Here is a 14,802-nt window from a genome sequence, read left to right as displayed (position 1 = left end):
TGGACATGCCCCCTCCACACCAAAGTGTGCGCAGCTAGTACTTGATGAATAGTTAAAGTTAAATAAACAATCGATTTAGTTTGGGCGTAGTTGTGGTATACTTCGCGCCGTTTTTTCTCGAGGAATGAAACCATGCAGGTAATTGAAGGTAATATCAGAGCAACCGGTAAGAAGTTTGCTATCGTAGTATCACGCTTTAATAGCTTTGTTGTAGAAAGCTTACTAGAAGGTGCATTAGACACGCTAGAGCGTCACGGTGAAGTAAGTGATGATGATATCACGCTAGTACGTGTACCTGGTGCTTACGAGTTACCTGTAGTGGCTAAGAAGCTCGCCGAGAAAAAGTCATTTGATGCCATCATCGCGCTAGGTGCAGTTATTCGAGGCGGCACGCCGCATTTCGATTTTGTTGCTGGCGAATGTAATAAAGGTCTTGCGCAAGTATCACTAGAGTACGGTGTGCCAGTATCATTTGGCGTGATCACAACAGATTCAATTGAACAAGCAATCGAACGTTCAGGGACCAAAGCGGGTAACAAAGGTGCAGAAGCTGCACTAGGCGCGCTTGAAATGGTTAACGTAATCGATGCTGTTGAAAAGCTTTAAGGTAAACATTAAGTGAAAGTTTCAGCTCGTCGTAAAGCCCGTGAATTAGCCCTACAAGGCGTCTATTCATGGCAAATGAGTCACAACGATATCCAGCAAGTTGAACTGGCATTAGCAACCAGTAATGACATGCAAAAGGTGGATATGGCGTATTTTCAAGCTTTGTTGCGTGGTGTAGCACACAATGCAAGCAATCTTGATGCGACAATCAAGCCTTACTTAGGCCGTTTGCCTGAAGAACTGGACGCTATTGAAAAAGCCATTCTTCGCATTGCGACACTAGAGCTGACAGAGCGCATCGATGTGCCTTATCGCGTAATTATTAATGAAGCGATTGAACTTGCTAAGGCTTTTGGTGCCGAAGAAAGCCATAAGTTCATTAATGGCGCATTGGATAAAGCTGTGCGCACATTGCGCAAAGATGAGCGCGACTAACCTTACCGTGGCGGCAAGGATTGCCGCTAAAAGGGTTTAAAAATTACCGTGAAAGAATTCGATCTTATCGGCCGCTATTTCTCAAACAGTGGCCACAAACGCAAAGATGTTGTTATTGGTATTGGTGATGATTGTGCTGTAACAACGGTTCCAGAAAATCAACAACTCGCTGTTACCACAGATACGCTGGTTGCTGGCGTACACTTCTTAAAAGATGCACCTGCCAAATCGGTAGCTTACAAAACGGTTGCCGTAAACTTAAGTGATTTGGCTGCCATGGGCGCCGAACCAGCTTGGATTAGTCTGTCGTTGTCATTACCTGAAGTGAATGAGCCTTGGCTTGACGACTTTGTCAATGGGTTACATGAGCTTACTCAATACTACTCAGTTCAGTTAATTGGTGGTGACACCGTTAAAGGGCCTATGGCAATGACCATTACTGCCCAAGGCTTCATCCCGCCTGGCTCTGAGTTAACGCGAAGTGGTGCTAAGCCTGGTGACTGGGTTTACGTAACGGGGACTTTGGGTGATGCGGGTGCAGGTCTGGACATTCTGCAGAACAATATTGAGGTGGCTGGTGAAGCGAAAGACGTGTTAATAAATCGTCATTACTTTCCCACACCACGAGTGGCTGTAGGTACAGCTATCCGTCGTATTGCAACATCGTGCATTGATGTCTCAGATGGGCTGATCTCTGATTTAGGCCATATTCTTAATGCGTCAAATTGCGGTGCAAATGTGCATGTCGACAGGTTACCGTTATCCAGAGCACTTACTAGTGCAGTTTCACCAGAGCAAGCCATTGAGTACGCATTATCGGCTGGCGATGACTATGAGCTGATTTTTACTGTTGGTGAAGAGCAGCGTGGCAGTCTTGAAACATCTTTGGCGAGTACCAATGTAAAGGCTACTTGTATTGGACAGTTAACGGGGCAGTCTGGTTCGCTTAGTTTGCTTAAAGACAACGTAAAATATACGCCTACCAATCCTTCAGGTTACGAGCACAGCTTTTAGGCTGCACGATGTAAACTTTAAGTACTACGCTAAATAAGAGAAACCATTATGCAAGCAGAGTATCGCGCCAGAGTCAGTATGAAGAATCCGGTACATTTTCTGGCTCTTGGCTTTGGTAGTGGTCTAGTGCCTTTTATGCCAGGTACGTTTGGCTCATTAGCAGCAATCCCTTTGCTTGTTTTATGTGCCAATGTATCGATTATTTCGTTCGTCGCGCTCACACTTATATTTTCTATTGTTGGTATATATCTTTGCGGCAAAACTGCAGATGATATGCAAGTGCACGATCATGGTTCTATCGTGTGGGATGAAATAGCGGGCATGTTTGTGACATTTCTGCTTGTCCCAATCTCGCTGTCTACTTTAGTGATTGGATTCGTCTTATTTCGTTTGTTTGATATTTTAAAGCCTTGGCCAATAGGTATCATTGATAAACGCTTACACGGCGGTACAGGTATCATGTTAGACGATTTAATCGCTGGTGCTATGGCTTGCGGATGTTTACATCTATTAATGTGGTTTTGGCCTGCGTCACTGCAGTTTATATAAGCGTGTGACCCCACACTTACCTAATATAAAAAAGCCCGCGTTTGCGGGCTTTTTGTATGTGCTTAAATTTGTATATGCTTGAATAGGAACTTAGTGAACTCACTTTATTTCGTGAGTTCCTGTATTGCGCTAACGATACCCTTGGTATCCAAACCATGAACGTTATACATTTCTTGCTGTGTACCTTGCAAAATAAAGCTATCAGGCAGCCCTAACATCTTCACTGGCTTCAATACGCCGTTTTGTTGCAAATGTTCCAGTACTGCGCTGCCCGCTCCACCCATGATGCAGCCGTCTTCTAGCGTTATGAGTGCATCGTGTTCACTGGCCGCATTCATTACGGCTTCGCCGTCTAACGGCTTCACAAAGCGCATATCAATAACCGTGGCATTGCATTCTTCAGCAGCTTCTATTGCATAAGGTAATAAACAACCAAAATTTAAAATAGCGACGCGCTTGCCATCATCCACACTTGATGAACGTATCAGACGAGATTTACCAATCTCAAGTGCCGACATTTCCTCATCTGGTGTAATGCCCATACCAGCGCCACGCGGATAACGCACCGCTGCTGGTTTTTGAAGCTTGTGGCCTGTATAGAGCATTTGTCTGCATTCATTTTCGTCCGCAGGGGCCATAATCACCATGTTAGGGATACAGCGCAAAAAGGCGATATCAAATGCGCCCTGGTGGGTTGGGCCGTCAGCGCCAACAATGCCCGCTCTATCAATCGCGAATAACACAGGTAAATCTTGAATGGCGACATCGTGAATGAGCTGATCATAAGCGCGTTGTAAAAATGAAGAGTAAATTGCTACAACCGCGTTCATGCCATCTTTTGCTAATCCTGCACCGAACGTGACGGCGTGCTGCTCTGCGATGGCAACATCAAAGTATTGGTCTGGGAATTGCTGCGAGAACTCAACCATTCCTGAGCCTTCGCGCATCGCGGGAGTAACAGCCATCAACTTAGGATCTTGGGCTGCCATATCGCATAACCACTTACCAAAAATAGCCGAATAGGTAGGGGCTGAAGGTTTTGATTTAGGAAGCGCATTATCAGCAGGGTTGAATTTAGGCACAGCATGAAACTTGATAGGATCCTGTTCGGCTACGGCATAGCCTTTTCCTTTTTTAGTTACTACATGCAGCAACTGAGGGCCTTCAAATTTACGCATATTGCGCAAGGTATCGACAACAGCGTTAACATCATGGCCGTCAATTGGGCCGATATAGTTAAAACCTAATTCTTCAAAAATGGTACCAGGTACTACCATGCCTTTTAAGTGCTCTTCAGCACGGCTGGCGAACTCTTTAATAGGCGGCACATTACTTAGCAGCTTTTTGCCACCATCACGAATAGAGTTAAAGAAATTACCGGTGAGTAATCTAGCCAAATGACTATTTAATGCACCTACATTCTCAGAAATCGACATTTCGTTGTCATTAAGCACCACAACCATGTCTTTTTTGATATCGCCAGCGTGGTTCAGTGCTTCAAATGCCATACCTGCTGTCATAGCGCCATCGCCAATAACGGCAACTACTTTGCGGTCTTTGCCTTCTTTTTCCGCGGCAACCGCCATTCCCAGGGCTGCACTAATTGAGGTAGACGAATGACCCACTGCAAAGGTGTCATAATCGCTCTCTGGAGGCCATGGGAAGGGATGCAATCCATCTTTTTGACGGATTGTGCTCATGCGCTCGGCACGACCGGTGAGAATTTTATGTGGGTAGGCTTGGTGCCCAACATCCCACAATAATCGGTCGAATGGTGTGTTATACACGTAGTGCAGCGCCACCGTTAATTCGACTGTACCTAAGCCTGAGGCAAAATGGCCACTTGTTTGGCTTACGCAATTAAGTAAATACTCACGCAACTCATCAGCTAACTCGCGCAGCTTGTCTTGAGGCAGCTGTCTCAGCTTTTCTGGTGTTTGCGCAAGCGCAAGCGTTGGGTAATGTTGGAGATCTAAACTCATGTACTTATTATCTTTTTCAACATGGCGCGTGGCTAGTGGTCGCGTTTTACCAAAAGCTCGCTAAACGCAATTAAACTGTCTGTATTGTAGGGTAAACGCGACAAGGCTTGAAGTGCATTATTATGAAGAACTTCTAACTCTTGCTTGGCGCCATCTAGGCCCAACTTGGCGGGAAACGTGTTCTTGCCTAGTGCCTGATCTGAGCCAGCAGGTTTTCCTAACTGCTCACTACTGCCTTCAACGTCAAGAATATCGTCTTGAACTTGAAATGCTAGACCTATATCAGCCGCGTAAGCCATTAAATCGGCCTGAGCTTCAACAGTAAGGTCTTCGCTCACTATAGCTATCATTTCTATACACGCTTTCAACAGCGCACCTGTTTTTAATTTGTGCAGCTGTTTTAATTCTTCGAGTGAAATGGTTTTGCCAGTACTTGCCAGGTCTATCGCCTGGCCACCACACATGCCCAAATAGCCAGCACTTTTTGCAAGAATAGAAAGCAAGTTACTGCGCTTAGTTTGTGCATAATTGCTCAGTGGCGCATCTGCTAGCACACTAAAAGCAAGTGACTGGAGCGCATCACCAGCAAGAATTGCCGTGGCTTCGTCAAAGGCAATATGACAGGTAGGCATGCCGCGGCGCAGGTCATCGTCGTCCATGGCTGGCAGATCATCGTGCACTAAGGAATACGCATGAATACACTCGATGGCCATACTAATCGCCATTTGGTCTTTCTTTGGCACGTCTAGCGTGTTGCCCACTACCTGAACAAGAAGCGGACGCATGCGCTTACCGCCGGCGAGCAACGCGTGACGCATTGCGTCTTTTAGTCGCGGAGCGTAATCGGGTAACTCGTCAATTAGTGTAAGAAGAGATGCATCAGTCTGTTGTTTCACTTGCTGATGCAAAGCGGAAAAATTCATAGATTACCTGTTAGTTAAAAATGAACGATTTAAGGCTGTTCACTTTCAGGAAGCGTTTCTAATGTGTCGTTACCTTGCTCGCTAAGCAGTATTTTTACTTTTTGCTCAGCATTTTCAAGCGACTTTTGGCCTTGGCGAGATAATGCGATTCCGCGTTCGAACTTTTCCAATGCTACATTGAGTGGCAAGTCACCGTTTTCCATATCGTTCACGATGGCTTCTAATTCCGCAAGGGTTTCTTCAAAAGAAGTTGCGTCTTTTTCAGTCGTCATAAAATTCACTCAATTTTGTGGCCAAATTACATGTACGCGCACATTAACTGAGGGGTGCACATGGGTCAAATGGTTTGTCCGTATATTGCCTATAACGATGCAAAAATCGAACAATCGGTAAACTCAGTGGGTAGTGAAAGGTAAAAGGGCGTACCAAATTAAATGTGCTATAGTCCTCAAAATAGGTGGCAATGCGAAACATTGTTTTACGCAATCAGCGTTGCATTCCTTTTGCAAATTGCTACCACACTGAAATAAATGTGATATTTTTCAATAATGTCGTTTTAGTATTTTAATACTTTGCCGATAGAATACATGTACATCAATAGCACTGTCTGCACATAAATGAGGAAGAGTGAGTGGATTTAGCAACCGTCATAGGTATGTTGGGCGCCATCGGTTTCATAGTAATGGCTATGATATTAGGCGGCAGCATGAGCATGTTCATAGACGTGCAATCTATACTTATCGTTTTCGGTGGAACCTTATTCGTAGTCTTATCTCAGTTCACCCTTGGCCAATTCTTTGGCGCAGGTAAGGTGGCGGGTAAGGCCTTTATGTTCAAAATTGAGTCGCCAGAAGAGCTTATCGAAAAAATCGTAGAAATGGCAGATGCGGCGCGTAAAGGTGGGTTTCTTGCACTCGAAGAAGCTGAGATATCGAATGAATTTATGCAAAAAGGCGTAGACATGCTAGTTGACGGACACGATATTGAAGTGGTTCGTGCAACCTTATCCAAAGACATCGCAATGACAAGCGAACGGCATGACTTTGGCGCGTCTATCTTCAAAGGTATGGGAGACGTAGCGCCAGCAATGGGGATGATAGGTACCCTAATTGGTCTTGTAGCCATGCTGTCTAACATGGATGACCCCAAGGCTATCGGCCCTGCAATGGCGGTTGCACTTTTGACTACGCTATATGGTGCCTTCTTTGCCAACGTAGTGTGTTTACCTATTGCATTTAAACTTGCTGTACGCGCAGGTGAGGAAAAGCTTAACCAGAGTCTTGTATTAGACGGTATTGTCGGTATTGCTGATGGCCAAAATCCACGCGTAATTGAAGGTGTGTTGAAGAACTATCTTGCAGCTAGCAAACGCGGTGCCGCCGAGGAAGAATAATGGCCGAAGAAGAATGCCCCAAATGTCCCCCCGAGGGGCTGCCCGCTTGGATGGGAACATTTGCAGACCTAATGTCTCTGTTGATGTGCTTCTTCGTGTTACTTCTGTCATTCTCCGAAATGGATGTCCTCAAGTTTAAGCAGATTGCGGGCTCGATGAAGTTCGCCTTTGGTGTGCAAAATAAAATTGAGGTTAAAGACATTCCGAAAGGAACAAGTGTTATCGCCATGGAGTTTAGACCGGGTAAACCTGACCCAACGCCAATTGAATCTATTCAGCAGCAGACCATTGAAATGACACAGCAGATGTTAGAGTTTCAAGCAGGCGATGAAGACTCGGCAGGTGGTCGTCAGAAGCAACGCGGTGAACAACGTGGCGGTCAATCTCAGCAAACTGCCAATGAGTCAGCATCGTCGGCAGAACAAAGCTCTGAACAAACACAAACTGCAGAATTGATGAAGAAAATTGCACAGCAGCTTCAAAAGCAGATTTTGGATGGCTCTATAGAAATGGAGTCGTTGGGACAGCAGATCACCATACGTATTCAGGAAAATGGTTCCTTCTCAGCAGGCTCTGCATTCTTACAGCCACAATTCCAACCTGTTTTAAGAAAGATTGGTGTACTGTTGGCCGATGTACCCGGCGAAATAGAAATTTCCGGACATAGCGATGGGCAGCATATTGCCAATGAGCTTTATCGTTCAAATTGGGACTTGTCAGCACAGCGTGCTGTTGCAGTGGCCGAGGCCATGCGCACTGCGCCTGGTTTTGATGAAAGTCGAATGTCTGTAGTGGGCAAAGCCGATACTGCTCCCGTTGTCGAAAATGCAACTACAGCTCAAGATAGGGCCAAAAATAGGCGGGTAGAAATCAATATCAATCAAGGCAAGCCCATGCTCTCAAAGCCCATCTCAGTCGTAGATGAATAAGCAGTAGTAATTCATTGAGCACAATCAAAAACGGCGCATTTTCAGCGCCGTTTTTTGTGTAGAATATAGATTTTTACTAGCGAGCGAGCGTTGCTCTAAACTGTGGTTTTGACACCACAAGTTGTACAGTACTTATCGTGCGCTCAAGGAACCCACCTTCGCAATATTTCAAGTAGTAAGTCCACATACGCATAAAGCGCTCGTCATAACCGTCTTTTAGCAGTTCGTCTTTAGCTGATATAAACGCTTCATACCAATGATTCAATGTCATTGCGTAATCAATACCAATATCATGTAAATCTCTTATCATCATATCGGTATGCTTTTTCAAATGGGCATTTAATTGATATTGCGATGGTAAAAAGCCGCCTGGAAAAATGTACTTTTGAATAAAATCCACGCTGTTTGAATAGCTATCATAACGTCTATCATCAATGGTAATAGACTGTAGTAGCATCAGGCCATTATCTTTTAAAAGCGATGAGCATTTTTCGAAAAAGTTACCTAAGAATTGTTTGCCTACCGCTTCAATCATTTCAATAGAGACAAGCTTGTCGTATTTGCCTTCTAATAATCGGTAGTCTTTTTTCAGCAAGGTAACGCGGTCAGATAGGCCTTCACGGGCGATCCATTCTTGTGCCCACGCATGTTGTTCTTCTGAAATAGTGGTTGTGGTTACTTTGCAGCCATAGTGTTTAGCAGCATAGACGGCAAGACCGCCCCAGCCCGTACCAATCTCAATTAGGTGGTCGCTCTCTTTAAGCTGCAATTTGTCACAAATGGTTTTCAGCTTATAATTTTGTGCCGCATTGAGTGACGTATTCGCGTCGGGGTAAATGGCCGACGAATACATCATGGTGTCGTCCAAAAAACGCGTATACAATTTGTTGCCAAGGTCGTAATGCGCTTCGATGTTCTTCTTAGCTTGGTCGCGGGTATTGCGTCGAGCGAAATGCTGTAGTTTATTTATTGGCATAGAAAGCCATTTAAATTTACTTTCCCACTTATCTAATGTGGGCAGGTTTCGAGCGAAAATACGCACAACCGCGGTAACATCGTTACTATCCCAAAGGTCGTCCATGAACGCTTCGCCTGCACCAACACTACCACCAAGTAGCAAGCGCCTATACGCACTCATATCTTTAATATTCACTGTGGCGCGCAATTCATCATTGTCGTCGCCAAATCGTGCGATCTCATCACCGCATTCTTGAATAATAAGACAACCAAAAGGCAGTTGCTTGAGGCATTGAAGAAACAGATTTCGGCACACTTTATCAGCAAGTGATACCTCTGAAGTTGTGAGTAGTACGGATTCACCAAAAGACATTATTATTGTTCCTGACTCTTTTCTGGGTGTGAATACAAGGGCGTTCTTTTTAAAAATAATTTAAGCGCTTGCCAGTATATTCCCGCCATCGTTTTAATGGTCATACTTGGAATACGTTTCATCGCATTAGAAAGATTCGCTTCATCAAGCTTAAATTTCTGTAAGTTTATACCTGCACTGAATTCTTTATCGTCACGCACGCAGTCCATCGCTAAAGAAAGTGTATGGCTAGGTTGGGAAATTCGCCAGTGATAGGTCATATCCATCGGATTAAAAGGAGAGACATGAAAAGCTTTTTCAGTATGCGCTTGTGTCTTTAAATCTACGAGATAGTGATGGCGCTCATTCCAAGGTGTGTTACTAACTTCGGCTAGAAGATGCGTGAATGTGCCTTGGTCATCGCGAAGATAATAGAAATTGACCGGACTGAAGTACAAACCCCACATGCGAATTTGTCCTAACATGAACACATCACCTTCTAGCGCAACATTATTATTAAGAGACTGCATTTTTTGCAGTACGGCTTGAGCAAGGGGCACATCTTGATCTCCTAGGTAATCTGAACGCTTAAAACGCGCTCGGGCTCTCTTGGAGGTAGAAAAATGTGAGAGGGTACTATCCAATGTTTCAAGCTCATTGCCGCTAAGTTTTAACCAAAATAGATAAATGTCGTAGTCGAATTTATGCTGTGTAGGTTTAAACCGTTGATGGAAAACTGTTCCTCGATATATAGCGCTCTCTATCACAGTGTTTCACCAAAGCGTTCACACACATCTAGTGCACTTCTTACACCATCTTCATGGAATCCGTTGTACCAATAAGCGCCGCAAAAATGAAGATTATCAACGCCGCAAATCTTTCCTCTTTGTTTCTGCGCGTCGACCATTTCGCTACTGTATTGAGGGTGCGCATAGTCATATTGGCCCAATATAGTATCGTTATCGATGCTTGATGTGTTGTTGAGTGTCACGCAGTAAGTCGAAGGCACAGAGAGACGTTGTAAAATGTTCATATTATAGGTCACTGAAGCTGGACGCATTTCTTCGCTACTGTCTTCCTTTAAACGATAATTCCAGCTGGCCCAAGCAAGCTTTCGTTTAGGGAGTTGACGAGTGTCTTTATGCATCACTACATCATTGTTCGCGTATGGAATATTGCCCAGTACTTGTTTATGCCAATCACTTGGTTCAGCAATCATGCGCAATGCTTGGTCGCTATGACACGCAAAGATTACATCGTCGAACAACGCGCTGTTGTTTTGTGCATCAATCACTCGCCACTTGCCTTCGTGTTTTGACACTGATACCACGGCTGTCGATAGCTTAATTTTATCTTTAAAAGCGGCGACAAGGGGGGGGATATATTCACTCGAACCACCCTTTATTGTGTACCACTGAGGGCGATCTGTGATGTTTAATAGCCCGTGATTATTAAAAAACTGCAGGAAGAAGGTCAGAGGGAAACGTCGAGTTTGCTCTAGACTACTCGACCATATTGCCGCGCACATTGGCAGGATATAGTAACGTGCGAAATCATCACTCAGTTGAAGCTCTTCGATAATATCTTGAAGTGTTAATAAAGACGTATCTCGCTTATCAGCAACCATTTGCTTACACGCTTTATTGAACTTTAATATGTCACGCACAATTCGCCAAAAACGAGGGCGCAATATATTGCGCCGTTGTGCAAACAAACTATTTATATTGTTACCGTTGTACTCAATGTTAGCTTTTTCGCTAGTGACAGAGAAGCTCATTTCAGTAGGTTGGTAGTCTACACCCAATGACGTTATAAGCTTGATAAAATTGGGGTAAGTCCAATCATTGAAAACGATGAAGCCAGTGTCTATGTTGTGAACCTCGCCATCGTCTGTGATTTGTTTGGTGGCAGTGTGCCCACCAATGTAATCATTCGCTTCATAAACCGTTATGTTGTTCTGTTTGTTTAGTAAGTGGGCGCAGGTTAAGCCCGAAATGCCAGTACCAATAATGGCTATTTCTTTAGTCATCAGTAATTCTCTTATTATTTTTCTCTCATTGCCAAAGACAATCTTTTTTGAATTGGCGTTGGTAAAATGTGCATAAATCGTAAAATGAGCCCAAACAAGCGAGGAAAGAAAATCGTTTGCTTGTTACTTTCTATTCCCTTAAGCATCGCTTTAGCTGCTTCGCTGGCGGTTATCTTCATTGGCATTTCAAAATCGTTTTTGTCAGTCAACGGCGTTTCAACAAATCCAGGGGATACAGCTTGAACGTCAATACCCTTGTCGTGTAAATCAACTTCAAGCGACTTCGTAAAATAATGTAGAGCCGCTTTACTTGCGCCGTATGCTTGAGAGCGGGTAAAGGGAAGCAGTCGCGCCATGCTGTCTACGATAACTACCTTGTTGCCTTTTTTAAGAATAGGCAAAATGGCATCGACGCAGTGAACAACACCAAAGAAGTTTGGTTCAAATACACGCCTAAACATGTCAGGCTCAAAGTCGTCAACATCGACGTATTCGCATGTGCCTGCGTTTAATATGGCAACGTCAAATGTCTGAGTACGAAGTGCTTCACGTGTGTCTTCTAGTGATGTGACATCGAATTGGCAGGCTTGAATATTTGGATGTTCACTTAAACTGTCCAATACGCTCTTATTGCGTCCGCAAGCAATTACGTTGTAGCCACTATTCGCTGCGTGTTCTGCCAACGCTTTGCCGATGCCTGATGTCGCGCCTGTAATAAGGAGTGTCTTCACGATGCGAGTCTGCCTTTTATCTTTTTGATAACAAAACCTAATACAGGTACGTGCTCATACACCATTTCGCCCACATCGTAATAATCTTTGTGGTATACAATAATGTCATCTTTAATGCCGAGTTGAGTAGTGCCATCAAGAGTGATTATTTTTTTACCTTTTGTAAGCGTTAGTGTCATTGTCCAATTGGCAATATGGGTTACCGAGGAGTCGTTGACTGCGCACTCTAAAATATGGGCGATGTCGAATTTGCAGCTCTCTGCTTGGGTAAGTAAATTGGCAAAGTACTGCTTAACTTCTGTCAGACCCTGATGTGTTGTTATGGGGTCGATGAAAAGAATGTTGTCTGAGTAGATAGACGCCAAGTCATCGGGAGATATTTGACAAATATCTGTGTAAATTTTACAAAAACGACTTATGACATCCATCCAGATTTCCCTCTTAACGAGCGTGTTACATTAAAAATTTAACCTAAAGTCTAACCCGCATTACAAATGTAAGTATTTGCAATTTTAAGGTTGGTGTTTTTTTGTACGCGGTGCAAGTCTTTGATTTAGATATTTCATTTTTTTATTCTTTGTTCACAATACAGAGTCTAGTTACTAAGAGATCACGTTTTAAAGCGAAAGTGTGAAAATTTTTCACATTCGATCCAATTCGTACCCACTTGCGTAGGTAATTTCGTGTTTTCGGAAGTGTAATTTATGAGTGAAGATCGATTTTCATTATTTCCATTGTCTGCGCATCTCTTACCTGAGGGACGTATGGCGCTGCGTATTTTCGAGCCGCGATATTTGAGGATGGTCAAAGAGGCATGCGCTGAAAACAAAGGCTTTGTAATGTGTATGCTCAATGCCAGCGGCGATAAAGACCTCAATGAACATATTCATAAAATAGGAACAATGGCACACGTTGTTGACTTCGATATGTTGGATGATGGGTTGCTTGGCATAAAGGTTGCTGGTTCTAAGTTAGTCGAGGTGTCGGATATTCAAACCGAAAAAGATGGTTTGCGCACAGGTACATGCAAGCCAATGTCGCAGTGGGACTGTACATTAGCACCTCAACAAATAGCGCCTATGGACGAGCGGCTTAAAGAGATTTTTAGCGATTACGAAGAACTTGCATCATTATACGATGCGCCAAAATTTGATTGCCCTAACTGGGTTCTTAATAGGTGGTTGGAGCTACTTCCGGTTGATGGAGCGCAGAAGCAGCACTTTTTGGCGCAGAAAGAATGTACAGGGCTTTTACATTACCTGTCTGCACTCATCGCGTAATGTTGAATGTAAATGTTGCGGGTAATGTACATTACAAAAACGTAATTCAAATTGTGCAATCACTTTATGCCAATTCGCCGTAGAATATCAGAACCAAAACGGAAAGGCGGACGAATCATATGTTAGTTGGAATTCCATTGGAACAAAGCAATAGCACAATCAAACCTAAAGAGTGTGCTACAGAAATGTCTGATTACCTTGTAGCGGTTGCGGACGACAGATGTAAGCGTTCATTTGCAAGAGTGTTTAATTACTTCGCACCTCGTTTACGTTCATACGCATTAAAGCAGATGGGTAACGAAGCTTTGGCGATGGAGTTGGTTCAAGATACTATGTCGAATGTGTGGCAAAAGGCGCACTTATTCAATGCAGAGAAGGGCTCGCCTTCTACGTGGATTTTCACCATTGCGCGCAATATTCGATTTGACATGCTCAGAAAGTTACAAAACAGAAAAGAGGATGTGTGCTCTGATGACTTATGGCCTGTGCTGTGCGAGCAGACTGCCGACGCAAATGAAGCTCCGCTTGACGAGCAGGTTACACTAGAGCAAATTGGTTACTTATTTGAATCACTGCCTGTTAAACAAAAAGCGGTGGTGGAAGCGATTTATATCGATGGAAAGTCACAGCAAGAGGTGGCAGACGAGTTATCGATACCACTAGGTACGGTGAAATCAAGAACTCGTCTAGCGCTTCAGCGTTTAAAGGTAATGCTACACGACAATGATTAAGTTTCACCCAACACCTCGACAACTTAGCGAATTTGTCGAAGGCGGTCTATCTCCAGCGATATCTCTCATGGTCGCAGCCCACTGTGATATGTGCAGTAGATGTAGATCTCAAGTCGAGTTGGAAACAGAGGCACTGGCCGCACAGTTGATGTCAGATGTAGATGCATTCGGTGATGCTGGTGCCGCGTTTGGTGACATGTTGTCATCCATTACTTCTGAGTCTGACGACGCTCAAATCAGCCAAGATGATGTGCTCTATGACGGCGACTTTGACGACACAGATGTTGTTGTCAGCACTCGTCCCTACCGAGAGAGCATTCCCGCTCGAGTTAAAACTCAAAATACATCAAAGTCCAGCACCATCGAGCTTGATGGTCGCTCATTTAAACTTCCGCGTACGTTGCAACGCTACGTGACAAAAACGGGAAATTGGTCAAGCCTAGTTGGTAAATTGTGGCAGGCTCCAGTTGATTTAGGTAATCAGGGCGTTGCGAACTTTATATTTATGGGGCAGGGGGGAAGTGTTCCTGAGCACACCCATAGAGGTACAGAGTACACGCTTGTTATTGACGGTGAATTCAGTGATGGACTTAATTCTTATGACACAGGGGATTTTATCTATATGGACGGTGATAAAACGCACACACCAAGAGCTGATGCAAAAGAAGGGTGTTTAGTGTTTAGCATTGTAGACCAGCCACTTCATTTTACATCGGGTCTAGCGCGTTTGTTGAATCCTTTCAGCCACCTCTTTTTTAGATAGCCTCGGTAAACAAAAAAACGCACTATTAAGTGTAATGCCGATCAGTTAAGAATTTAATGATCGGTTGACCGATCTTTTCAAGGCTTCAAAATCCGGTATCAGGTAACTGATATCGGATTTTTTTATGG

At 44.0% G+C, this 14,802-nt stretch carries 17 protein-coding genes; 9 read left to right on the top strand and 8 right to left on the bottom strand.

Annotated features, from left to right (window positions below; translation table 11 throughout):
• Window positions 1-132: 132 nt before the first annotated feature.
• Genes ribH through LHL20_RS17595 form a run of 4 tightly spaced genes read left to right on the top strand, consistent with a single transcriptional unit; the run spans window position 133 to window position 2,604 of the window.
• Entirely contained in the window at window positions 133-606 is a 474-nt protein-coding gene (ribH, locus tag LHL20_RS17610; RefSeq protein WP_014950088.1) for a 6,7-dimethyl-8-ribityllumazine synthase, read from the top strand.
• A gap of 12 nt (window positions 607-618) precedes the next feature.
• Entirely contained in the window at window positions 619-1,041 is a 423-nt protein-coding gene (gene nusB / locus LHL20_RS17605) for a transcription antitermination factor NusB (RefSeq protein ID WP_014979773.1), read from the top strand.
• A 48-nt stretch (window positions 1,042-1,089) separates the two neighbouring features.
• Entirely contained in the window at window positions 1,090-2,055 is a 966-nt protein-coding gene (gene thiL, locus LHL20_RS17600; protein ID WP_226434237.1) for a thiamine-phosphate kinase, read from the top strand.
• 48 nt (window positions 2,056-2,103) lie between these two features.
• A complete protein-coding gene (locus LHL20_RS17595) occupies window positions 2,104-2,604 on the top strand; it encodes a phosphatidylglycerophosphatase A family protein (protein ID WP_159626962.1) in 501 nt (166 codons plus the stop codon).
• 104 nt (window positions 2,605-2,708) lie between these two features.
• Here LHL20_RS17595 and dxs read toward each other — a convergent pair whose 3' ends face one another.
• Genes dxs through LHL20_RS17580 form a run of 3 tightly spaced genes read right to left on the bottom strand, consistent with a single transcriptional unit; the run spans window position 2,709 to window position 5,781 of the window.
• Window positions 2,709-4,586, bottom strand: coding sequence for a 1-deoxy-D-xylulose-5-phosphate synthase (gene dxs / locus LHL20_RS17590; protein WP_226434236.1), 1,878 nt, complete (start codon window positions 4,584-4,586; stop codon window positions 2,709-2,711).
• A 32-nt stretch (window positions 4,587-4,618) separates the two neighbouring features.
• The gene (locus LHL20_RS17585; protein ID WP_226434235.1) at window positions 4,619-5,509 is read right to left on the bottom strand and encodes a farnesyl diphosphate synthase; all 891 of its coding nucleotides are present in this window, start codon (window positions 5,507-5,509) and stop codon (window positions 4,619-4,621) included.
• A gap of 29 nt (window positions 5,510-5,538) precedes the next feature.
• Complete coding sequence (locus tag LHL20_RS17580; protein ID WP_159626959.1) at window positions 5,539-5,781, bottom strand: exodeoxyribonuclease VII small subunit; 243 nt, start codon at window positions 5,779-5,781, stop codon at window positions 5,539-5,541.
• Between the two features lie 359 nt (window positions 5,782-6,140).
• Here LHL20_RS17580 and pomA point away from each other — a divergent pair, with 359 nt between their 5' ends.
• On the top strand, window positions 6,141-6,902 hold the full coding sequence (gene pomA, locus LHL20_RS17575; RefSeq protein ID WP_159626958.1) for a flagellar motor protein PomA: 762 nt from the start codon (window positions 6,141-6,143) through the stop codon (window positions 6,900-6,902).
• Window positions 6,902-7,831 (top strand): flagellar motor protein MotB, encoded by a 930-nt coding sequence (locus LHL20_RS17570; RefSeq protein WP_159626957.1) that lies wholly within the window; start codon window positions 6,902-6,904, stop codon window positions 7,829-7,831. The genes pomA and LHL20_RS17570 overlap by 1 nt, the downstream gene beginning before the upstream one ends.
• A 76-nt stretch (window positions 7,832-7,907) precedes the next feature.
• Here the strand turns inward: LHL20_RS17570 and LHL20_RS17565 are convergent, their stop codons facing one another.
• From LHL20_RS17565 to LHL20_RS17545, 5 genes are read right to left on the bottom strand one after another with little or no spacing between them, the layout of a single operon-like run.
• A complete protein-coding gene (locus LHL20_RS17565; protein WP_226434234.1) occupies window positions 7,908-9,161 on the bottom strand; it encodes an SAM-dependent methyltransferase in 1,254 nt (417 codons plus the stop codon).
• 2 nt (window positions 9,162-9,163) lie between these two features.
• Complete coding sequence (locus LHL20_RS17560) at window positions 9,164-9,907, bottom strand: DUF1365 domain-containing protein (RefSeq protein ID WP_226434233.1); 744 nt, start codon at window positions 9,905-9,907, stop codon at window positions 9,164-9,166.
• Window positions 9,904-11,169, bottom strand: a complete 1,266-nt coding sequence (locus tag LHL20_RS17555) for an NAD(P)/FAD-dependent oxidoreductase (RefSeq protein WP_226434232.1) — start codon at window positions 11,167-11,169, stop codon at window positions 9,904-9,906. Before LHL20_RS17555 ends, LHL20_RS17560 begins: the two co-directional genes overlap by 4 nt.
• Window positions 11,170-11,183: 14 nt before the next feature.
• Complete coding sequence (locus LHL20_RS17550; protein ID WP_226434231.1) at window positions 11,184-11,900, bottom strand: SDR family NAD(P)-dependent oxidoreductase; 717 nt, start codon at window positions 11,898-11,900, stop codon at window positions 11,184-11,186.
• On the bottom strand, window positions 11,897-12,328 hold the full coding sequence (locus LHL20_RS17545; protein ID WP_202261968.1) for a nuclear transport factor 2 family protein: 432 nt from the start codon (window positions 12,326-12,328) through the stop codon (window positions 11,897-11,899). The genes LHL20_RS17550 and LHL20_RS17545 overlap by 4 nt, the downstream gene beginning before the upstream one ends.
• Before the next feature lie 276 nt (window positions 12,329-12,604).
• Between LHL20_RS17545 and LHL20_RS17540 the strand changes: the two genes are divergently transcribed.
• The 3 genes from LHL20_RS17540 (at window position 12,605) to LHL20_RS17530 (ending at window position 14,674) form a co-directional block, all read left to right on the top strand.
• Window positions 12,605-13,180: an LON peptidase substrate-binding domain-containing protein gene (locus tag LHL20_RS17540; protein WP_226434230.1), complete on the top strand. Its 576-nt coding sequence runs from the start codon at window positions 12,605-12,607 to the stop codon at window positions 13,178-13,180.
• Between the two features lie 119 nt (window positions 13,181-13,299).
• Window positions 13,300-13,911, top strand: coding sequence for a sigma-70 family RNA polymerase sigma factor (locus LHL20_RS17535; protein ID WP_159626950.1), 612 nt, complete (start codon window positions 13,300-13,302; stop codon window positions 13,909-13,911).
• Window positions 13,904-14,674: a cupin domain-containing protein gene (locus LHL20_RS17530; RefSeq protein ID WP_226434229.1), complete on the top strand. Its 771-nt coding sequence runs from the start codon at window positions 13,904-13,906 to the stop codon at window positions 14,672-14,674. The genes LHL20_RS17535 and LHL20_RS17530 overlap by 8 nt, the downstream gene beginning before the upstream one ends.
• Window positions 14,675-14,802: the final 128 nt, after the last annotated feature.

The organism is Alteromonas sp. McT4-15, assembly GCF_020515205.1.
Classification (GTDB): domain Bacteria; phylum Pseudomonadota; class Gammaproteobacteria; order Enterobacterales; family Alteromonadaceae; genus Alteromonas.
The sequence above is the reverse complement of the archived record's forward strand: the minus strand, read 5'-3'. Positions and strand labels throughout refer to the sequence as shown.

What these genes read in the sequence shown, in the direction of transcription:
- LHL20_RS17585 (WP_226434235.1), bottom strand. Translation starts at nt 5,509, where the DNA reads ATGAATTTTTCCGCTTTGCATCAGCAAGTGAAACAACAGACTGATGCA.
- LHL20_RS17565 (WP_226434234.1), bottom strand. Translation starts at nt 9,161, where the DNA reads ATGTCTTTTGGTGAATCCGTACTACTCACAACTTCAGAGGTATCACTT.
- LHL20_RS17535 (WP_159626950.1), top strand. Translation starts at nt 13,300, where the DNA reads ATGTTAGTTGGAATTCCATTGGAACAAAGCAATAGCACAATCAAACCT.
- LHL20_RS17540 (WP_226434230.1), top strand. Translation starts at nt 12,605, where the DNA reads ATGAGTGAAGATCGATTTTCATTATTTCCATTGTCTGCGCATCTCTTA.
- dxs (WP_226434236.1), bottom strand. Translation starts at nt 4,586, where the DNA reads ATGAGTTTAGATCTCCAACATTACCCAACGCTTGCGCTTGCGCAAACA.
- LHL20_RS17580 (WP_159626959.1), bottom strand. Translation starts at nt 5,781, where the DNA reads ATGACGACTGAAAAAGACGCAACTTCTTTTGAAGAAACCCTTGCGGAA.
- LHL20_RS17570 (WP_159626957.1), top strand. Translation starts at nt 6,902, where the DNA reads ATGGCCGAAGAAGAATGCCCCAAATGTCCCCCCGAGGGGCTGCCCGCT.
- LHL20_RS17545 (WP_202261968.1), bottom strand. Translation starts at nt 12,328, where the DNA reads ATGGATGTCATAAGTCGTTTTTGTAAAATTTACACAGATATTTGTCAA.
- ribH (WP_014950088.1), top strand. Translation starts at nt 133, where the DNA reads ATGCAGGTAATTGAAGGTAATATCAGAGCAACCGGTAAGAAGTTTGCT.
- LHL20_RS17530 (WP_226434229.1), top strand. Translation starts at nt 13,904, where the DNA reads ATGATTAAGTTTCACCCAACACCTCGACAACTTAGCGAATTTGTCGAA.
- LHL20_RS17595 (WP_159626962.1), top strand. Translation starts at nt 2,104, where the DNA reads ATGCAAGCAGAGTATCGCGCCAGAGTCAGTATGAAGAATCCGGTACAT.
- LHL20_RS17555 (WP_226434232.1), bottom strand. Translation starts at nt 11,169, where the DNA reads ATGACTAAAGAAATAGCCATTATTGGTACTGGCATTTCGGGCTTAACC.